Below are 21,690 nucleotides of genomic sequence, written 5' to 3'. Positions count from 1 at the left end.
AATTCTACAGAAAAACACAATATTCCGATTGCATTAATCCAAAAAAAGAGGATTACAAAACATTACTAATAAAAACACTGATCTAAAATTATGAAATTCGCAAATGCATCTATTTCGATTTTTATCCTTTTTGTACTGCCTTTTACTCTTTTTTCACAAGTAAAAAACATTGGATTACCCGCTATTAAAAACTATAAGCGATCCGATTATAAAGGAGGCACTCAAAATTGGAATATTGATCAGGATAAAAATGGCAACATCTACTTCGCAAACAATAACGGCTTAATACAGTTTGACGGATCAACCTGGAACAAATATCCGCTTCCCAACAATACTGCTATCAGAAGCTTAAAAATAGACGGCCAGTCCGGCAGGATATATGTTGGCGGAAATAATGAATTTGGTTATTTTAAGAGTGATACAAAAGGCAGATTACAATACCATTCCCTTTCTGCGTTAATCAGTAAAAAAGACAGCAGAAACATTAACCTGATCTGGAGAATACATCTTTATAAAGGAGAAGTCGTATTTCAATCTTTCACCAAGGTCTTCTTTTACAAAAACAATAAATTACGCCTTATCAATGCCCCGAGAAGGTTTCAATTTTCGTTTCTTATAAAAGAACACCTATATTTTCAGGATAAAGTTCTGGGTATTTTAGAATACAAGAACCAGAAACTAAGTCCTTTAAAAGGAACCACTGCTTTAAACGACAAAGAGATCTGGGCGATGTTTCCGCTACCCAACAACAAATTACTTTTTGCAACCTTAGAAAAAGGACTTTTTACTTATGACTATAATAGCATTACCCCTTGGGAAACCGAAGCAAATAGTTTTATCAAAAAGAACACCTCTTTGGGCGGAGCTATTATCGGAAAAAAATTCATCGTACTCAATTCGGTTCTCAATGGTGCAGTCATTTGCGACCTGAATGGGAAAATCCTTCAGCATCTAAACCGACAAAAAGGACTCCAAAACAACACGGTACTGACCTCTTTTGTTGATAATAAAAATAATCTATGGCTAGGACTGGATAATGGAATCGCCTTTATAAACCAAAACTCTCCTTTTACCTTTTTTGACTATAGTTATAATATAGGTACTGTTTATGCATCTGTAATTTTCAACAAAAACCTGTATGTTGCCACCAATCAGGGTTTATTTTATCATTCCTGGAACGCACCTTTTAAAGACGAACCATTCAACCGCGTCGAGGGTACCATTGCACAAGCCTGGAACATTCAGATCATCAATAATACACTTTTGTGTGCAAGTAATAGCGGTGCCTTGGTAATTAATCAAAACAGAGTGTCAAAAACACTGGATAATAAAGGTTATTTCGGTTTCAAAACCATTCCAAACCACCCCGGTTACATTATTGGTGAGAGTTACAGTGGTTTGTCCATCTTTAAAAACTCAGCAAACGAAATCAGTTATGTCAATCAGGTTGAGGGATTTGACGAGACGACAAATACATTTGAAATCGAGCTTGACAATAATTATTTGTGGCTGAAAAAGGATCCTTATCTGTATCAGATGAGATTGTCTGAGGATTTAAAAAGATTTGACCTTGTAAAAAAACACGCTCACATTTCCACATCAAAAAAAGGAATAGGAAGTCTTCAATTGATCAACAACAAAGTTTACTTTCAAACCAAAAATCACTTTTACAGATACAGTGACGAACAGGAAGACTTTTTTGAGGACAAAAAGGTAACCGCTTTATTCGAAAAAATTCCGACTGTAAATACTATAATAGAAGACAAATACAACAATTTATGGTATTCCTACAATGAATCACTTGGCGTTTTAATAAAAGGTTCCAATGGAAAATACATCCGCACAGAAGCTCCATTTTCCAATTTAACAGGTAATCTGGTAAACAAATATATTTCGGTCAATACAATCGATCCGGAGAACATTTTTATAGGACTAACTGATGGACTTGCACATTATGATTCTCAAATTTCAAATAAATTCATCACAAAACCTAAGGTCTTTTTTGAAAGTTTCTCCTCTACCAGCGATACTATTATGACAGGTAATCTTGAAAAACCACTAACAGACCTTTTAATTCCTTATCAATCCAATCATGTCAAATTTACGTTCTCATCTCCTACTTTCGAAAATCAGGAAAATGTAACCTATTCCTATAAATTAGAACCATTTGAAGAAAACTGGCGCAATTGGTCGACCACTTCTATAAAAGAATACACCAATCTGAGAGAAGGCAAGTACACCATGAAAATTAAAGCAAAAAACAGCTACGGCAGAGAGTCTGATGTGTCTGAAATCATTTTTACCATCTCACCTCCCTGGTACAGACATTTCCTGGCCTATCTGACCTACTTTTTATTACTTCTGGCAGGAATTTATATTGTTTCAAACAGAATTAAACTCAAAATCAGGAAAAACAAATATTATGAAACGATAGAGCAAAGAAAACTGTATCTTGAAAAAGAATCAAAAATAAAGCAAAAACAATATGAGCTGGCAAAAGAAATTGAAAGACTAAAAAATGACAAACTCCAGATAAAAATCCTCGCCAAAGACAAAGAACTGGTGAGCAATTCCCTGCAAGTTGTAAAGAAAAACAAAGTCTTAAATGGTATCATTCACAAACTAAAAGAAATCGACAACGATGCTCTCGACGAATCGACAAAATTTCAGGTGAGCAAACTAAATAAAAGCATTGTAAAAGAGGTCAACACAGACAAGAGCTGGAAAGACCTTGAGAAGCACATCAAAAACGTACATTTTGAATTCTTAAAACGCTTAAAAGAAAAATACCCAACAATTTCTCCGCGCGAACTGGATTTATCCACTTATTTACTGATGAATATGTCTACCAAAGAAATAGCCGAAATTATGAATATTTCGACAGGCGGAGTGGAGTTGGCACGCTACCGACTCCGCAAAAAACTAGGCTTAAACAAAAAAGAAAACCTGATTGGATTTCTGATGAGCATCTAAAAACAAAAAGGCATTCTGTAGAGAATGCCTTTTTATTAGTTTATAAATTCCAATGTTCGTTCCAAAGCCATACCTCTGGATCCTTTTATCAGAATCGTATTTTCTTTAAAATGTATCGTCTTCAAAAACTCCGCAAAAGCATCAAAAGTTTCAAAAAACTGAAGTTGATCGCCGGCCACTTTTGTTTCGTAAAAGTACTTCCCAATCAAATAACAAACCGATTGATTTTGATCGGACAATGAATCTACAATTTGTTTGTGTTCCTGCAGGCTTTCCTCGCCAAGTTCAAACATATCACCTAAGATCATGACTTTATTCGAATTTTCCAATTGCAGGAAATTAGTAATAGCCACGGCCATACTACTTGGATTAGCATTATAGGCATCCAGAATAATTTCATTCGATCCTTTCTTTAATAATTGAGATCTGTTGTTTTCCGGTATGTAATTTTCGATTGCCTGTTTTACCGCCTTATCTTCAACTTTAAAATAAGCTCCCATTGCTACAGCCGCATTGATATTATTTGCGTTATAAAGCCCTATTAAATGCGATTCTACACTAAAATTATCGTACCCGATCACCACAAATGGATTGGCCTGAATACTATTGATTTTCAGGTTTGCCTGAGCATTATTCACTCCAAAAGTAAAAGATTCAATTCCGGTTGATTTTTCAATCTGGATTGGATCTTCGAGATTAACAAAAGCAATCTTATTGTTTTTCGCCAGATATTGGTACATCTCACTTTTACCGATAATTACTCCTTCAACGCCGCCAAAACCTTCTAAATGTGCTTTTCCGAAATTGGTAATATAGCCAAAATCCGGCTGCGCAATCTCACACAAGAACGCTATTTCTTTCTTGTGATTTGCTCCCATTTCAACGATTCCGATTTCTGTATCTTTTGTAAAAGACAACAAAGTCAGCGGAACCCCGATATGATTATTTAAGTTCCCAACAGTTGCTTTGGTTTTAAACTTCTGAGATAAAACTACATTGATCAATTCCTTGGTAGTTGTTTTTCCGTTACTTCCTGTTAAAGCAATAATGGGAAGTTTCAAATATGCTCTGTGATACTTTGCCAGTTCCTGCAATGTTTCTAAGCTGTTTTCCACCAAAATTGTTCTGTCGTCAATAGCATAAGCGGCATTGTCAATAACCACAAACAAGGCTCCTAATTCTATCGCCTGCGAAGCAAACGTATTCGCATCAAAGTTTTCTCCTTTTATAGCAAAAAACATAGAATCCTTTTCAATTTTCCTCGTATCAATTGAAACTGATTTACATTTTAAAAACAAATTATGAAGGTCCTGAATATTCATTTATAAAAAATTTTACATATTAAAAATAAGCAATAAAAAAATTCCAAATTCCAAAAGCTGAGTAAATCAGTTGGAATTTGGAATTTTTTTATTGAATTTTCTAGAATTTAGTTTCTAGGTGATTTTCTTTTCTCAGATTTAGCACCTACTCTAGACATTGCACATCTAAATCCGATGTAATCAGTTGCCATATCCTGAGGGAAATATCTTCTTTGACCCGGATCCAACCAATAAGCTCTGTCTCTCCATGAACCACCTTTGTAAACTCTTACATTATCATCGATTAATGTTGTACGTTTACTTGAGTTATCATATTTCTTAACCATCTGACCTAAACTATCTGTTGTGATATTGTGTTTAGGTGAGTTGTACATCGTCTGATCTGCTTTTGATCCTGATTCAGAATCTCCGAAATCAAAATACTTAGAAGATTGCTTGTCTCCGTCTCTGTAGTTGATGTTATTACTTGTATCGAAGTTAGTTCTTAAGTAAGTTTCATTTTCATCAACAGGAACCTGAGCGATTTCTCCAGGTAAATTTGTTGCTACTTTTTTACCGTTACTTAATGTTTTGTATTGAATATTATCTTTAGTAATAATTTCAATTTTACCATCTTTCCCGATTTTGTTTTTAGCATATTGATTTCCTCTAAAGTAGTTGAAATCATTTGCTTCGTTATCGATAATAGGTCTGTAAACGTCAGCAACCCATTCGGCAACGTTTCCTGCCATATCATACAATCCAAAATCGTTAGGAGCGTAACTTTTTACAGAGTTTGTAATATCTGCACCATCATCAGACCAACCTGCAATTCCACCGTAATCACCGTTTCCTTGTTTGAAGTTAGCCAATTGATCTCCTTTGTTTTTACGTTTTGAAGAACGTGTGTAATCACCGGACCAAGGATATTTCTTTTGTCCTTTATAGATATTGTATTCTCTTTGTCCAACATCAGCAGCAGCAGCATATTCCCACTCCGCTTCGGTAGGAAGTCTGTATTCCGGCAAAATAAGTCCTGAAGAACGTTGTGCATATACATTTTTCTCTTCCTGAACAACACCGTCTTTACCTGCTTTAGGTTTTTTTCTTCCGCTAGGGTTTTTCTTTAACACAAGCTCTTCATTACCTCCATAAGTTGTACTTGGTGAAGCAACGTAACCTTCTGTATTAAATAAACTTTCAGCGCTAACATCCTGAGTTTTTGCTCCTCTTTTAAGGTAACCGTTTTTCTCTAAAACTGCTTCGTTCACACGATCAGTTCTCCATTTAGCAAATTCAACAGCCTGAATCCAATTTACACCTACTACCGGATAGTTTGCGTAAGATGGGTGTCTTAGGTAGTTGTTTGTCATCGTTTCGTTGTATCCTAAACGATTTCTCCATACTAAAGTATCAGGAGATGCTCCTTCGTAAATATTCTTGTAATTTTCTTCTGTTGGTGGGAAAACTTTCTTTAACCATTCCAGGTACTCTAAGTACATACCGTTCGTAACTTCAGTTTCATCCATATAGAATGACTGAACGTGTTGTTGAGTTGGTGTGTTATTCCAATCGTGCATAACATCATCTTGTACTTTACCCATCGTAAATGTACCTCCCTCAACAAAAACTAAACCAGGACCAGCCTGTTGTTTTTTTCCTGCATTTCTGGCAGCAGTTCCATTCTGACTGTCTACGTCCCAACCAGTTGCCCTGGAGGCATGACTGGAACTCGATTTTTTGCTACAACTAGCCGTGCCTAACATCAATACCATTGACATCATTAATTGCAAGACTACAATTTTGTTTACTTTCATACTCATTCTTAGGTGATAAATTTAGGTGCTGCAATATAATAATTAACATTTAATTGGCAACATCTGTTCTAATAATTTTATTTCGCTGTTTTTTACCAGAAAATAACCTATTGTTACGAACGCAAAAATATACTTTTTATTATTTACTGTAACATGAAATACTATATTTTTACCTACTAAAATATTTTTAATTAAAAACCGTTTTATTCGCTAATGAAACAAGTCCTCATCTTATATCTTTTTCTCCTACCATTTATCTCATTTTCCCAGATAAATGGTGACTTTACGTTAGATTGGCAAAACAAAAAGGAGATGAGTTTTGGCGACTCAAAATTAAAAATACCGTATTTTTCCGGAAACAGTTTTCGGTATGATACTACTAAAAAAAGCATAATATTACTGCTCAATCTGACTGAATCCGGTTATTCAAACTACAATTCGATTCAAATTTCCAACGTCATTTACGAATCTGTTTCAACTGCCGATCTGGGTGACCTTTCGCTCGAGAATATCCCTGAAAAACCAAATGAGACTCTTAAAACAACTACCTCAAGAGACCTAAAGCAGGTATTTTTATCCTTATCGCCTATTATAAAAGAAGGAAACGGCTTCAAACGAATTCGATCTTTTTCTTACAAAAAAACAACTGATAGCGCTGCAAAAAACAACAACACTTCTTCCTTTCAAAAAGCAAATACGATTTACAATTCTGTATTAGCCACGGGAGACTGGTATCGTTTTTACATTGAAAAATCGGGCGTCTACAAAATTTCGAGATCTTTCCTTCAAAGCCTGGGATTTGACCCCGGAAAAACAGACCCGAGGAGAATCAAAATTTATGGAAATGGAGGAAAAATGCTTCCTCTTGCCAACAACACGTATTACCCGGAAGATCTGGCAGAAAATGCGATTCAGATCGTTGGCGAAACAGACGGCGTATTCAACAACGAAGATTATATTCTTTTTTATGGTGAAGGCGTTGAAAACTGGAACACAGAAAGCCAGACTAACCTGAACCTGTACGACACCAAATCCTATTATTACATTACCACTACAGGTGGTGATGGAAAACGAATCGCTCCTCTAAATCAACCCACCGGCAACAGCACTTTAGAGCTCAATACTTTCGACGATTATCAATTTCATGAAATCGACAAAATAAACATTGCTCACCTGGGGCGTCAGTGGTGCGGAGAATCTTTTGACATTACTCAGGAACAGGAATTCAGCTTTAACTTCCCCAACATCGACACTTCAGCACCTGTAAAAATAGAACTCAAAGCAGCCTCAGCAGCCTATACTCCTACCTCGTTTACCATTTCTGCCAACGGACAAAATGTAGGTAATCTTAATTTTCAAGCCTTGGCACTAAATTCTGATATCAAATATTACAATCAGGAATTACCATCCAACGCAGCCTTTACCGGAGCCGAAAATGTAAAAATAAAACTCACCTACAACAATAATGGTGTTCCGGGATCAAAAGGATATCTTGACTTCATAAATCTGACTGCCAAAAGAAAACTTCTGGGCATCGGTAAACAATTCAGATTTCAATACAATTTAGCAGGTTCAACTCCCGGAATAGCCAATTACACCATCGGAAATGCTGCAGCTATTTCTCAAATTTGGGACGTTACAGATCCCACTAACACCTTAAAAATAGAAAACAACAACCAGGCCAACTTAAGCTTTAAGGCATCATTGGGAGAAATCAGAACATACATTGCCCTTGACCCTGCCGATTATTACGCTCCTTTAAAAGAAAGCCAACCTAAAGTTGCGAACCAAAATTTAAAAGGAACACTTTTCAGGAATGCTCAAAACAGTTTTCAAGACATCGACTATATAATTGTGACGCCAAAAAACCTTGTTTCTCAAGCTGAAAAACTAGCCACTTTCCACCGGATAAATTCTAATTTAAATGTAAAAGTAATTCCGCTGGAAAACATCTATCAGGAATTCTCTTCAGGAAAGCAAGACGTGGCTGCCATTAGAAACTGCATTCGATACCTCTACAATAATACCTCAACTTCCGAGAAAAGACTTAAATATGTAAATCTGTTCGGAGACGCCTCATTTGACTACAAAGATCGAATTACAAACAATACCAACATTGTACCTGTATATCAGTCCGTCATCAGCAACTCTACCGGAGAAGCCTCATTTGCCTCAGATGATTTTTACGGACTTATGGATACCAATGAAGGTGTTATCGTTTTCCCTTTTGGAGGAATTGATATCGCAGTAGGCAGAATGTTAATTTCAGACAATGCTCAGGCAGCAGAAATGGTTAACAAAGTTTTAGAATACCACGACCAAAAATCATTTGGAAACTGGCGGAACAATGTTGTCATGGTAAGCGATGACTCTGACCGAAGCTCAGACGCAAGCTTACAATCACGCCAGAACACCCTGGCCGATGCAATCTCAACCCAAAAACCATTTTTAAATGTAGAAAAGATTTTCCTCGACGCCTACACTCAGGAAGCTTCCGCAGGAGGATCAAGATACCCGAAGGCAAGAACCGATATATTTAATGCTTTCGAAAAAGGCGCTTTAGTCTTTAACTATCTTGGACATGGTGGCGAAGACGGTCTCGCAGCCGAAAGAATCTGGGAAAAATCAGACGGTCAAAACCTGAACAATCAATACAAATACCCCTTATTCATTACAATAACCTGCGAGTTTTCAAGATTTGATGACCCAACAAGACCAACCGCAGGAGAATATACTTTTTGGAATCCAAAAGGAGGTGCTATCTCCATGTTAACCACCATTCGCGCCATAGGACAATACAATGCGGAAAACTTCAATGACAACCTGAACAAAAACCTGTTTTCATACGGATCCAACCAATACACGAGCATCGCCGAAGCGCTTCGAATTTCTAAAAATGAAAATCCAAGCTCATCCAGTAATGTCATTTTTTACATTGGCGACCCTGCTTTAATGCTCGCCATTCCGAAACCAAAAATTAATTTAACAAAAATAAATGACATTGCGATTTCTCAGCCTATTCCTGATTTCAAATCTTTGTCAAAAATTAAAATCACAGGAGAAATAACAGACGAAAACAACACACTGTTAAGCAATTACAATGGCGAACTGGCAACCGCCATCTTTGACAAGCTAATCACTACCAGCACCCTAAATAATGATGGATATAGCCCTGCAATGTCATTCAAAATACTGGGAGAAACTATTTTTAGAGGAAATGCTTCGATAACTAACGGTCAGTTTGAATTCAGCTTTGTTGTACCTCGAGACATCCGTATTCCTGTTGATTATGGCCGAATCAGTTTTTATGCCAGAAAAAACCAAACACTTGAAAATCAATCAGGTTACAACACCAATATAAAAATTGGAGGAATAAATGAAAATGCTCCACAGGACAATATAAGTCCAAAAGTGAAGTTATATATGAACGATGAAACTTTTGTATCGGGAGGAATTACAAATGAATCGCCATTTTTGCTGGCGTTTCTTGAAGATGAAAATGGAATCAATACAGCAAGCGGAATCGGGCATGATATTACAGCAGTGCTGGACGGCGATGTAAGCAATCCTTTTGTTCTAAATGATTATTATCAGACAAAACTTGACGATTACACCAATGGAAATTTACGTTTTCCATTGCGAAATCTTGCTGCCGGAATGCACACGATAACATTTACAGCATGGGACGTTTACAACAATCCTGTAACTAGTGAAATACAATTTATAGTTGTTGGAAATGAATCGCTGACCCTAACACACGTTCTTAATTATCCTAACCCATTTTCAACCTATACGCAATTTTGGTTTTCACACAACAGACCTTATGAACCTCTGGATGTGCAAGTTCAGGTCATGACTATAACAGGAAAAGTAGTCTGGACAAAAAACCAAATCGTCACCACAGAAGGTTTTTTATCGAGAGATATAACCTGGGACGGGAAAGATGATTTTGGCGATCGAATCGGGAAAGGCGTATACATTTACAAACTCACTGTCAAATCTAATTTAACAAATAAAAAAGCAGAAAAATACGAAAAGCTTGTCATTTTATAATATTCTATATATTTGTATCACCAACACCATACCTAACATAAATGAAAAAAATATCGCTTCTATTAATTTGCCTTTTAATTATTCCGTACGCAAAAGCTCAAAACATTGAACGCCCTATTACTACAGGAGTACCTTTTTTACTTGTCGCAGCTGACGCAAGAGCTGCAGGTTTAGCCGATCAGGGGGTCGCTACATCAGCCGACGCTTATTCACAACAATGGAACCCTGCGAAATATGCTTTCTCAGTAGACAAGCAAGGATTCTCTATCAGCTACACCCCTTATTTGACAGACTTAGCCAATGACATTTCATTAGGTCAGGCAACCTATTACAACAAAATTAACGAACGAAGTGCCTTTGCAGGAAGCTTCCGTTATTTTGGCTTTGGAGACATCGAATTAAGAACAACCGGAGACCCAAATGAAGCCGCAAGAATCGTTTCTCCAAATGAGTTTGCCTTAGACGGTTCTTACTCTTTGAAATTAAGCGAGAAATTCTCAATGGCAGTAGCCGCAAGATACATTCGTTCTAATCTGAAAATTGCTTCTGAAGAAATCGATGCATCAGCTTCAAGCTCTTTTGCCATAGACGTTGCCGGATTCTACCAATCAGAAGAAATTGCTTATGCTGATTTTAACGGAAGATGGAGAGGTGGTTTCAACCTGCAAAACCTTGGAAAAAAAATAAGCTACGATAACGACGATATCAGTTCTAACTTTTTACCGGCAAACCTTAGATTAGGAGGAGGTTTTGATTTCATCTTAGACGATTACAACAAACTAGGCCTTAGTGTCGAATTTACCAAACTTTTAGTTCCAACACCTCCGGGACCGGGAACTCCTGTAGATGCAAATGGTGACGGTGATTTTACAGACCCGGGAGACATTTCTCAGTCGCAAGCTGACGCAGCAAAATACAAAACCTACAAAGACATTGGCTGGGTATCCGGAATTTTTAAATCTTTCGGAGATGCCCCGGGTGGTTTCAGCGAAGAATTAAAAGAAATCACTTATAGTGTAGGTGCAGAATATATGTATCAGGATGCTTTTGCTGTAAGAGCAGGATATTTCCACGAAAGCCCTGTAAAAGGAGCCAGACAATTCTTCTCTTTAGGAGCGGGATTCAAATACAATGTAGTAAAAGTTGACGTTTCGTATTTATTTTCAACATCAAAAGTTAAAAATCCGTTAGAAAATACACTTCGTTTTTCTTTAACCTTTAACTTTGGCGACAAATACGAAGTATATTAAAACCTGAAAATAAAAAATTAATAACAATCCAAATTCCTGTTTCTTCAGGAATTTGGATTTTTTTTCCCTTAAACAGAAATGAAAGAAATAAGCATTACATCATCCTTCAACATTTATAACAACCTTGAAGAACTCCCAAAAGACATTCAGGAGTTAATGAGTCAGGCGGTCGAAGTTCGCAAAAAAGCCTACGCGCCCTATTCTCAATTTCGGGTTGGAGCTGCTTTACTTTTAGACAATGGAAAAATAGTAGTAGGATCTAATCAGGAAAATGCAGCATATCCTTCAGGATTATGTGCTGAACGCGTTGCCATTTATCATGCCGGAAGTGTATATCCGGAAGCCAAAATTCTAAAAATGGCTATTACAGCAGCTTCAGACACTAATCAGACTACAGCACCGATTCCTCCTTGTGGATCTTGTCGTCAATCTATTGCAGAATACGAGATCAGACAGGACACCCCTATTGAAATCTTTTTTATGGGAGAAATCGGCGAAGTTTACAAATCGGCATCTCTAAAAAATTTACTCCCGTTTATGTTTGATAAAAAGTTCTTGTAAAAAAAAGCCAAAAAGTAGCTTTTAAATTTTACTTCTTACTAGGAATGTCTTATTTTTGCATCCCGACCTTTCGGGCGCAAATTTGTGGGAGGAAACTATTTTGCGTTACAGGCAACAATTGATAACACAAACAAACTTTAGCAAAAGAAAGAATTCAGATGAAAGAAGTTACAAAAGAGGTATATTTAAAGTGGTACGAAGACATGCTACTTTGGAGGAAGTTTGAAGATAAACTTGCAGCATTATACATTCAACAAAAAGTTAGAGGTTTTCTACACCTATATAATGGTCAGGAAGCTGTATTAGCAGGAGCTTTACACGCTATGGACCTGACCAAAGACAAAATGATTACTGCTTACAGAAACCACGTACAGCCAATTGGTATGGGAGTTGATCCTAGAAACGTAATGGCAGAACTTTTAGGAAAAGCAACCGGTACCTCTAAAGGTATGGGAGGTTCTATGCACATTTTCTCTAAAGAACACCGTTTTTACGGAGGACACGGAATCGTAGGTGGACAAATTCCTGTTGGAGCTGGTTTAGCTTTTGCAGATAAATATTTTAACACTGGCGGAGTTACTATGACCTATTTTGGTGATGGAGCTGCGAGACAAGGTTCTTTACACGAAGCTTTCAACATGGCAATGTTATGGAAATTACCGGTTGTATTTATCGTTGAAAACAATGGTTATGCGATGGGAACTTCTGTTGAAAGAACAGCAAACCACACCGACATCTGGAAACTTGGTTTAGGATACGAAATGCCTTGCGGACCTGTTGACGGAATGAACCCGGTAAAAGTTGCCGAAGCAATGACAGAAGCAATCGACAGAGCACGTCGTGGTGACGGACCAACTTTCCTTGAAATGAAAACGTACCGTTACAGAGGACACTCTATGTCTGACGCACAATTGTACCGTTCTAAAGAAGAGGTAGAAGAATACAAAAAAATTGACCCTATTACTCAGGTTTTAGATGTAATTATGGATCAAAAATACGCTACAGAAGAAGAAATTGAAGTAATCGACCAAAGAGTAAAAGACCTGGTTGAAGAATGTGTGAAATTCGCTGAAGAATCTCCATATCCTGAATTACAACAATTGTACGATGTAGTATACGCACAAGAAGACTATCCATTCACACCTCATAAACTATAAATCAATGGCAACAATTATTACAATGCCTCGTTTGAGCGATACTATGACGGAAGGAACGGTAGCGACTTGGCTTAAAAAAGTAGGCGATAAAATTAGCGAAGGAGATATCTTAGCTGAGATTGAAACAGACAAAGCAACAATGGAATTTGAGTCTTTCAACGAAGGAACTCTTTTACATATCGGAATACCAGCGGGAGAAACTGCTCCTGTTGACTCTTTATTAGCAATCATTGGAAACGAAGGAGAAGACATTTCTGCTCTTTTAGCCGGTGGTGCTGCCCCTGCTGCAGAAGCGCCAAAAACAGAAGCTGCCCCTGCTGCAGAAACAAAAACAGAAACTGCTGCTCCTGCAAAAGCAGCCACTGAATTACCAAAAGGTGTTGTAGTGGTTACTATGCCACGTTTGAGCGACACGATGACTGAAGGAACAGTAGCTACCTGGTTGAAAAAAGTAGGTGATGCTGTTGCTGAAGGAGATATCTTAGCAGAAATTGAAACAGACAAAGCTACTATGGAGTTTGAGTCTTTCAATGCTGGTACCTTATTATATATTGGAATTCAGGAAGGAAATACAGCTCCTGTTGACAGCTTATTAGCGATCATCGGACCTGCCGGAACTGATGTTTCAGGAATTTCCGCAAACTATACTGCCGGAGGTGCTGTAAGCGCTCCTGCAACTGAAGAAACTAAAGCTGCTCCTGCTGCTGAAAAAGCAACAGAAACGGTAGCCGAAACTTCAAACGGAGGAAGAATTCTAGCTTCGCCATTAGCGAAGAAAATTGCTTCTGACAAAGGAATTTCATTAAATCAGGTTAAAGGTTCGGGAGAAAACGGACGTATCGTGAAAAGCGATATCGAGAACTTTACTCCTGCTGCACAAACACCTGCTGCAGCTACTGCAACTACAACTTCTGCTGCTAAACCACAAGAAGCTGCACCTGCTGCACCAAAAGTATTTGTTCCTGCCGGAGAAGTTTTCACAGAAGAGATCAAAAACTCTCAAATGCGTAAAATTATCGCAAAACGTTTGGCAGAATCTTTATTTACAGCACCTCACTACAACTTAGTGATCGAAGTAAGCATGGACGAAGCTATGGGAGCAAGAGCAACAATCAATACGGTTCCGGATACAAAAGTATCTTTTAACGATATGGTAATCAAAGCTTGTGCTTTAGCCTTGAAAAAACATCCAAAAATCAACTCTCAGTGGAAAGAAGATGCAATCATCATCAACCACCACGTAAACATTGGTGTTGCTGTAGCAGTTGAAGACGGATTAGTAGTTCCTGTATTGAAATTTACAGACGCTATGAGTTTATCTCAAATTGGCGCAAGCGTAAGAGATCTTGCCGGAAGAGCGAAAAACAAAAAACTGGGACCACAAGAAATGGAAGGAAGTACTTTTACCGTTTCTAACCTTGGAATGTTTGGTATCACTGAATTCAATTCAATCATCAACCAGCCAAACTCTGCAATCCTTTCTGTAGGAGCAATTGTAGAAAAACCGGTAGTGAAAAATGGTCAGATTGTAGTTGGAAACACCATGATGCTTTCATTAGCATGTGACCACAGAACAATCGACGGCGCAACCGGAGCTCAGTTTTTACAAACATTAAAACAATACATCGAAAGCCCGGTGACCATGTTAGCATAATTTTTATGCCCATGTCCGCCTAAGCAAAGTCGAACATTTGTCTGAGCAAAGTCGAAGACCTCGTCTAAGCAAATCCAAATGTCCGTCTGAGCGAAGTCGAATGTCCGTCTGAGCGAAGTCGAAGACCCCCTCATAATAAAATCCCGTCCCGAAGTTTTTCGGGACGGGATTTTTTGTTTAATTTTCATCCTCAAATCCAAAACATATAAAAATGAAGAAAATAACTCTTGTAGCTTTATTCTTAGCAGCTCTTGCCTGCCAGAAAAAAGAACAAACTGAAAAAAATACAGCCGTCATTGACGAACACAGCTATTCTAAGCCGGAATTAGCCGTCGTCAAACATCTTGATCTCGATATCAAAGTAGATTTTGACACACAAACCATTACCGGAAAAGCGTCGTGGCAAATTGACAACATTAGCAAAGGAAACGAAATTATCTTCGACGAAAACACGCTTAACATTACCAAAGTAACCTTAGGAGACGAAGAAAAAGAAACAAAATTCAAACTTGGTACCGACGTAGAATTTCACGGAAAACCACTTCACATTACCATCGAACCCAACACTACTAAAGTTAACATTTACTACAGCACTACCAAAGATGCAGTGGCACTACAATGGTTAACTCCGGAACAAACAGCAGACAAAAAGAAACCATTTCTTTTCTCTCAGGGCGAAAGTGTTTGGTCCCGTACCTGGATTCCATGTCAGGACTCACCGGGCATCCGTTTTACGTACAATGCAAAAGTTACGGTTCCTAAAGATTTAATAGCCTTAATGAGCGCTGTTAATCCGCAAAAGAAAAATGACACAGGAGTTTACACCTTCAAACAAGACAAAGCAATTCCTTCTTATCTAATGGCTATCGCTGTTGGTGATCTTGAATTTCAATCTATCGACAAAAGAACCGGAGTTTATGCAGAACCTTCTTTGCTGAAAAAAGCAGCATGGGAATTTGCCGAATTAGGCAACATGGTTGGCGCTGCCGAAAAACTATACGGACCATACCGTTGGGGACGTTACGACGTACTGGTTTTACCTCCAAGCTTTCCTTATGGCGGAATGGAAAACCCAAACTTAACTTTCCTTACTCCGGGCGTTATTGCCGGAGATCGCTCACTTACTAGTTTATTAGCACATGAATTAGGACACAGCTGGAGCGGAAATTTAGTAACCAATGCCACCTGGGATGATATTTGGTTAAACGAAGGATTTACGACTTATGTAGAACACAGAATCGGAGAAGCCATCTTTGGAAAGAAAGAATTCGAGATGCAAAACGTTATCACAAACAAAGAATTAGTCGATAATGTAGCTGAATACGGAGACACCAATCCGGATACAAGATTGAAAGTTAGTCTTACCGGAAGAAATCCGGACGATGGTATCAGTATGATTCCTTACGTAAAAGGGTATGCATTTTTAAGAGTTATCGAGAATGCTGTTGGTCGTGAAAAATTCGATCCGTTTATTAAAAACTATTTCGACTCACATGCTTTCCAATCGATCACAACGGAAGACTTCGTAAAATACATTAACGAAAACCTTATTAAAGGCGACAAAGCGCTGGCAGATAAAATAAAACTGGACGAATGGATTTACAAACCGGGAATCCCGTCAAACATCCTTCCGGTAAGTTCACCTGATTTTGATGCAATTGATAAAATCCAAAAGACATGGAGAGAAACCGGCGTGACAGGTCTAAGCAAAAAAATTACAACAACTGCCGAAAAACAGCATTTTATAGATCATCTTCCAACTGATATTACAGTAAAAGAGATGGAAGCTATTGACAAAGAATTCAACTTTACAAAAGGCGGTAATTTCATTATCAAACGTCAGTGGTTTGTTCAGGCCATTGAACATCAATACAAAGCAGCCAATCCTGCTATTGAGCAATTTCTAATCGGAATAAGCCGAACCGGATCGGTAATGATGTTATACAAAGAAATGGTTAAAACTCCTGAAGGAAAAGTGTGGGCTAAACAGATTTTCGAAAAAGCAAAATCAGGTTACCATGCGACAACTATTCAGGCTGTTGAAGGCATTTTGAAATAGTATCCAGTATTCAGTTTGCAGTCTCAGTTTTCAGTCCCGGTTACTGAAAACTGAGACCGAAAACTGTAAACTACGACTAAATACCTACTTATTCTTCGCTTCAATCCACTTTGACATGTACATGGTACTTTTATAAGCATGATGCTGCAATAAACTGCCCATAAAATTATGCAGACGATGACTTGTAGAATCCATTAACAACGAATTTACCACAGACATGAATCCATCTGAGTATTTATCTTTCAAATAACACTCGTTGATAATTACAATTCCCTTTTTCTGAGCCTCGTACCAAAGATTCTCATCCTGATAAAGTCTAATTGCTTTCTTAGCAAATTCAGCTGCATCATCTTCTATAAAACCATTCCAGGGCAAATTAGCATGCATCGCTTCAGAACCAATTGCAGTAGTCACACTTGGCGTTCCGCATTGCATAGCTTCTAACAATTTCCCTTTTAAACCTGCTCCAAAACGAATTGGCGCCAGTACAACTCTCGCATTTTTCACGATTTCAACAGCATCCACTGCCCTTCCCATGATATAAAATCCATTCTTAGGCTGATGTATTTGCAACACTTTTTGCGACGGATAAGCGCCGTAAATTTCCAAAACAGCTGTAGGGAAATCTTTTTTGATCAAAGGCCAAATTACTTCTCTTAAGTACTGAACCGTATTCCAATTAGGCTCATGAAAGAAATTCCCAATAAAAACAAACTTACTCCTTTCTTCAAATGATCGCAATTTCAAAAGGTCATCTTCAGACATCGAATCTGTCAAAAAAGGAAGATACAAAAGTAAATCCGCACTGATTCTGAACTTGTCTTTTAGAACATCCATTTCAAATGTCGAAATAATCAAAGACAAATCACATCTTAAAATGCTGGCAATTTCTCGTTTTGCTACTTCTTCAGAAAAAAGATCTGCCACTTCAAACTTTCGATTTTCTTTAAAAGCCTTTTGTCTGGCAGCGCGCAAACAATGCAAGTCTTCGGTATCGAGAATCCGAATCGCTTCAGGACAGTTTTCCGATACACGCCATCCAAATTGTTCTTCGATCATAAAACGATCAAAAAGGACAACTTGTGGATTTAGTTCCTTTACAAAATCATCAAAACTGGCCGAATTGAGCTCAATGCTTTTTTTTGCAACTCCATACTCAGACAAATCCACCATAAAATCGCTATCTAATGCCGCACTGACAAATGTGATGTCAAATTCATTCTGTTTAAAAATAGAGATTAACTGCATCATTCTTCCTCCGGCAGCAGACGAATTTGGTTCGGGCCAGACAGAACCGATAATTAAAAGTTTTTTCACTTGATTCATTTACATTCCATTCAAGCTACAAAATAATGCTTTTTTGAGCGTATTCACATGGAATTTCCTGTTTTTTGGTCATAAAAATGAGTAATTTTGCACAATACAAATTTCGGAATCAATTATGTTAGGATTAAAATTAGCCACAGACCCACGCTGGGTAAATATAGTAGAATCAAATATCGAAGAGATTTTGACGGATCATGCGTGGTGCGAGCAAAAAGCAGCTTCAAACGCCATTAGCTTAGTGACTTACAATTCTGAACTGGAAGAATTAGTTACCGAAATGCTTGTAATCGCCAGAGAAGAGCTCGAGCACTTACAAATGGTGCACGATATTATCAAAAAAAGAGGCTTGACCTTAGGGCGTGAACGAAAAGATCACTATGTAAATGAGCTTTTTAAATTTATGAAAAAAGACGGAAGCCGCAGAGACGCTCTTTGCGACCGCCTATTGTTTTCGGCTATGATTGAAGCCAGAAGCTGTGAGCGTTTTAAAGTACTTTCTGAAAACATAAAAGACGAAGAACTGGCTAAATTCTATCGTGATTTAATGATTTCTGAAGCCGGTCATTATACTACATTTTTAGGTTTTGCACGAAAATATACCGACAATATCGATATTGATAAACGCTGGAAAGAATGGATTGAATTTGAAGGCTCAATTATTACCAACTACGGAAAAAGCGAAACCGTACACGGATAATATTCTTTTAAACTCGATTTTCATTTTTTACCTATAAATACCACAACTTGTTATGTCTACAAATAAAATAAAGACCATTTTACTAAAAACGGCCAAATACCTTGGGATTACCTTTGTTGTCATTATAGGACTACTATTCCTTACTCCCATTATTTTTGAAGATCAAATCAAGGAACAAATTAAAAAAACCGCTAACGAAAAACTGAGCGCAGAATTGAATTATTCTGATGTTTCGGTTTCGTTTTTTCAACATTTCCCCTCGCTTACTTTAACCTTAAGCGATTTACACCTTAACGGATCGGCACCTTATACAAAAGAAAAATTCATCACTGCGAAAGAAGTTTCGTTTGGGATCAATGTAGCCAGTCTGGTTTTCAGCAAAGAGGTAAAAATCGATCAGATTTATTTATCAGATTCCTTTATCAATGTAAAAGTAAACGAAGAGGGAGAAGCCAATTACAATATTTACAAGTCAAATTCTCAGGCCGAAGCCCCTAAAGACAGTACCGAAACCGCTTTAAAACTGGAACGGATTGAAATTTTAAACAGTAAAATTGTTTACGATGACAAATCAACCAAAATCCATTTTGATGCGTTCGGGTTTGATTATTTAGGGAAAGGCGATCTGAACAAAGCTGTTTTTGATTTGTATTCGAAAGCGAAAATTGAAAAATTGAATATTGTTTATGAAAATGAACCTTATTTAATGAATAAAAAAGTGAACGCTGATTTGATTACAAAAGTCAACGTCAACTCCCTGTCCTTTTATTTCCAACAGAATAACCTTAAAATAAATGATCTTGTGGTCGACTTTATAGGGAAATTCGACTTCCTGAAAGACGGCTATAATATGGATTTTGTGATCAAATCAGACAACAGTGATTTACACGATGTTTTTACCGCCTTCCCTCCAAAATACATTACCTGGCTGTCGAAAACAGAATTAAAAGGAAATACCAACCTGCTTTTAACTTTAAAAGGAGACTATATTGCCGCACAGAACATTGCACCGGATCTTAATCTGGATGTGAAAATAGACAGCGGATTTGTCAATTATAACAAAAGCGCCTTTCCGGTTTCCAATTTAAATTTAGAGATCAAAACAAAAGTACCGTCTTTAAATCCGGATCTGCTAATTGTCGATGCCAAAAATCTGTCTTTAAACATCAAGCAGGATTATCTAAAATCAAAATTTTACGTAAAAGGCATAAAAACCCCGGATATTAACGCCGATTTTAAGGCCAAAATTAATCTTGGAAAATTAATGCAGGCACTTGGAATTCCGAATATCGTTTTAAAAGGAAATCTGGCAGGAGACGTAAAAGCTAACGGAAAATTTGATTTAAAAAACAAACTTCTTCCCGTTACCAACGGAACTATTGACTTGGTAAACGGTTACCTAAAAACACCTTATTACCCAAATCCGATCACAGACATCACCATCAAATCTAAGATTGAGAACCCTAAAGGGACTTTTGGTGATTTAAAAATAAACCTAAAACCTGCTCAGTTTACTTTTGAAGGAAAACCTGTTTTCGTAGAAGCCGATCTTAGCAATTTTAATGATTTGGCTTACAACATCAAAGCCAAAGGAGAACTGGACGTGAACAAAATCTACAAAGTTTTCTCTCAGCAAGGACTTGATCTGGACGGTTTCGTAAAAGCCGATTTGGTTTTAAAAGGAAAACAAAGCGACGCCGAGAAAGGAAATTACCGCAAGCTGTACAACAAAGGAACACTTGAACTTAGAAACATCGGAATAACTTCTGAATATCTTCCGAAGAAATTCATCATCAAAGAAGGTATTTTCAAAATCAATCAAGATAAAATGTCCTTCAATAACTTTTTGGCTGCCTACGGTCAATCTGATTTCAGATTAAATGGTTACCTGCAGAACGTTTTCAATTATGCTACTACCAATACTGGTGTTTTAAAAGGCTCTTTTAAATCGACTTCACGATATATCAATGTGGACGAATTTATGTCGAGTACTTCAACAAATACTGCTGCTACAGCAACCACAACGGAGACCAAGCCTCAGGCTCAGCCAGCTCAAACCAGTGTAATTATAATTCCTGCCAATTTGAATCTGCAGTTTACAGCCAACGCTCAAAAAGTAAATTTTGACAAATTGAATCTTCTAAATGCTGTTGGAAATCTAAGCATGAACAAGGGTAAACTGAACATGCAGAATACCGGTTTCAATCTAATTGGCTGTGATGTTAGCATGAATGCCAATTATCAGGCGATAACTCCTAAAAAGGCCAATTTTGATTACGCGATTAAAGCCTCTGATTTTGATATCAAAAAGGCCTACAACGAAATCGAAGTTTTTAGAAAAATGGCAAGCGCTGCCGAAAAAGCACAAGGAATTGTTTCTTTAGACTACCAATTAAAAGGACGTTTAAACAGTAAAATGGAACCGGTTTATCCATCGCTTGCAGGCGGAGGAACACTTTCGATAAAAGATGTAAAAGTTCGCGGACTGAAAATGTTTAATGCAGTAAGCAAACAAACCAATACAGAGTCGATCAAAAATCCGGATCTTTCGAAGGTGGACATTAAAACTACCATCAAAAACAACATCATGACGGTAGAACGTTTTAAATTTAAGTTTGCAGGCTTCCGACCAAGAATCGAAGGTACCACAAGTCTGGACGGAAAACTAAACCTGAAAATGCGTCTGGGTCTTCCGCCGTTAGGAATTTTTGGAATTCCGTTAACCATTACCGGAACTCAGGATAATCCAAAAATAAAAGTAGGAAGAAAATCTCAAAATTTAGAAGAAACAAAAGATACTGAAGAATAAAACCAGAAAACCTGTTCATTATGAGCAGGTTTT

General features: G+C 37.5%; 12 protein-coding genes. 9 read left to right on the top strand and 3 right to left on the bottom strand.

The features are described 5' to 3' along the window. The first annotated feature begins 90 nt into the window (after positions 1-90). Positions 91-2,973, top strand: a complete 2,883-nt coding sequence (locus B0A80_RS07530; RefSeq protein ID WP_089076894.1) for a triple tyrosine motif-containing protein — start codon at positions 91-93, stop codon at positions 2,971-2,973. Between the two features lie 35 nt (positions 2,974-3,008). Here the strand turns inward: B0A80_RS07530 and B0A80_RS07525 are convergent, their stop codons facing one another. Both B0A80_RS07525 and gldJ read right to left on the bottom strand, forming a co-directional pair. Beyond that, positions 3,009-4,295 (bottom strand): UDP-N-acetylmuramoyl-tripeptide--D-alanyl-D-alanine ligase, encoded by a 1,287-nt coding sequence (locus B0A80_RS07525; protein WP_089076893.1) that lies wholly within the window; start codon positions 4,293-4,295, stop codon positions 3,009-3,011. A 107-nt stretch (positions 4,296-4,402) separates the two neighbouring features. Then, entirely contained in the window at positions 4,403-6,091 is a 1,689-nt protein-coding gene (gene gldJ, locus B0A80_RS07520; protein WP_017497229.1) for a gliding motility lipoprotein GldJ, read from the bottom strand. A 213-nt stretch (positions 6,092-6,304) separates the two neighbouring features. On the opposite strand from gldJ, the gene porU reads away from it, so the two are divergent. The 6 genes from porU (at position 6,305) to B0A80_RS07490 (ending at position 16,825) form a co-directional block, all read left to right on the top strand. Beyond that, the gene (gene porU, locus B0A80_RS07515; protein ID WP_089076892.1) at positions 6,305-10,144 is read left to right on the top strand and encodes a type IX secretion system sortase PorU; all 3,840 of its coding nucleotides are present in this window, start codon (positions 6,305-6,307) and stop codon (positions 10,142-10,144) included. Positions 10,145-10,185: 41 nt separating this feature from the next. After that, entirely contained in the window at positions 10,186-11,394 is a 1,209-nt protein-coding gene (porV, locus tag B0A80_RS07510; protein WP_089076891.1) for a type IX secretion system outer membrane channel protein PorV, read from the top strand. Between the two features lie 78 nt (positions 11,395-11,472). After that, positions 11,473-11,955: a cytidine deaminase gene (cdd, locus tag B0A80_RS07505; RefSeq protein WP_017497232.1), complete on the top strand. Its 483-nt coding sequence runs from the start codon at positions 11,473-11,475 to the stop codon at positions 11,953-11,955. A gap of 158 nt (positions 11,956-12,113) precedes the next feature. Continuing rightward, the gene (gene pdhA, locus B0A80_RS07500; protein ID WP_017497233.1) at positions 12,114-13,112 is read left to right on the top strand and encodes a pyruvate dehydrogenase (acetyl-transferring) E1 component subunit alpha; all 999 of its coding nucleotides are present in this window, start codon (positions 12,114-12,116) and stop codon (positions 13,110-13,112) included. A gap of 4 nt (positions 13,113-13,116) precedes the next feature. Beyond that, entirely contained in the window at positions 13,117-14,766 is a 1,650-nt protein-coding gene (locus B0A80_RS07495; RefSeq protein ID WP_070905837.1) for a pyruvate dehydrogenase complex dihydrolipoamide acetyltransferase, read from the top strand. Between the two features lie 211 nt (positions 14,767-14,977). After that, positions 14,978-16,825, top strand: a complete 1,848-nt coding sequence (locus B0A80_RS07490; RefSeq protein ID WP_089076890.1) for a hydrolase/aminopeptidase — start codon at positions 14,978-14,980, stop codon at positions 16,823-16,825. Between the two features lie 84 nt (positions 16,826-16,909). Here B0A80_RS07490 and B0A80_RS07485 read toward each other — a convergent pair whose 3' ends face one another. After that, entirely contained in the window at positions 16,910-18,151 is a 1,242-nt protein-coding gene (locus B0A80_RS07485; RefSeq protein WP_089076889.1) for a glycosyltransferase, read from the bottom strand. A gap of 115 nt (positions 18,152-18,266) precedes the next feature. On the opposite strand from B0A80_RS07485, the gene miaE reads away from it, so the two are divergent. Further along, the gene (gene miaE / locus B0A80_RS07480; protein WP_017497237.1) at positions 18,267-18,848 is read left to right on the top strand and encodes a tRNA-(ms[2]io[6]A)-hydroxylase; all 582 of its coding nucleotides are present in this window, start codon (positions 18,267-18,269) and stop codon (positions 18,846-18,848) included. 52 nt (positions 18,849-18,900) lie between these two features. Further along, positions 18,901-21,657, top strand: a complete 2,757-nt coding sequence (locus B0A80_RS07475) for an AsmA-like C-terminal region-containing protein (RefSeq protein ID WP_089076888.1) — start codon at positions 18,901-18,903, stop codon at positions 21,655-21,657. Positions 21,658-21,690: the final 33 nt, after the last annotated feature.

This window comes from Flavobacterium tructae (assembly GCF_002217475.1).
Taxonomy (GTDB): domain Bacteria; phylum Bacteroidota; class Bacteroidia; order Flavobacteriales; family Flavobacteriaceae; genus Flavobacterium; species Flavobacterium tructae.
Note: the sequence above shows the minus strand (reverse complement) of the source record. Positions and strands in the feature narration are given on the sequence as shown.

Excerpts from the sequence above, each read along its gene's own strand:
- B0A80_RS07530 (WP_089076894.1), top strand. The coding sequence starts at position 91 with ATGAAATTCGCAAATGCATCTATTTCGATTTTTATCCTTTTTGTACTG.
- B0A80_RS07525 (WP_089076893.1), bottom strand. The coding sequence starts at position 4,295 with ATGAATATTCAGGACCTTCATAATTTGTTTTTAAAATGTAAATCAGTT.
- gldJ (WP_017497229.1), bottom strand. The coding sequence starts at position 6,091 with ATGAAAGTAAACAAAATTGTAGTCTTGCAATTAATGATGTCAATGGTA.
- porU (WP_089076892.1), top strand. The coding sequence starts at position 6,305 with ATGAAACAAGTCCTCATCTTATATCTTTTTCTCCTACCATTTATCTCA.
- porV (WP_089076891.1), top strand. The coding sequence starts at position 10,186 with ATGAAAAAAATATCGCTTCTATTAATTTGCCTTTTAATTATTCCGTAC.
- cdd (WP_017497232.1), top strand. The coding sequence starts at position 11,473 with ATGAAAGAAATAAGCATTACATCATCCTTCAACATTTATAACAACCTT.
- pdhA (WP_017497233.1), top strand. The coding sequence starts at position 12,114 with ATGAAAGAAGTTACAAAAGAGGTATATTTAAAGTGGTACGAAGACATG.
- B0A80_RS07495 (WP_070905837.1), top strand. The coding sequence starts at position 13,117 with ATGGCAACAATTATTACAATGCCTCGTTTGAGCGATACTATGACGGAA.
- B0A80_RS07490 (WP_089076890.1), top strand. The coding sequence starts at position 14,978 with ATGAAGAAAATAACTCTTGTAGCTTTATTCTTAGCAGCTCTTGCCTGC.
- B0A80_RS07485 (WP_089076889.1), bottom strand. The coding sequence starts at position 18,151 with ATGAATCAAGTGAAAAAACTTTTAATTATCGGTTCTGTCTGGCCCGAA.
- miaE (WP_017497237.1), top strand. The coding sequence starts at position 18,267 with ATGTTAGGATTAAAATTAGCCACAGACCCACGCTGGGTAAATATAGTA.
- B0A80_RS07475 (WP_089076888.1), top strand. The coding sequence starts at position 18,901 with ATGTCTACAAATAAAATAAAGACCATTTTACTAAAAACGGCCAAATAC.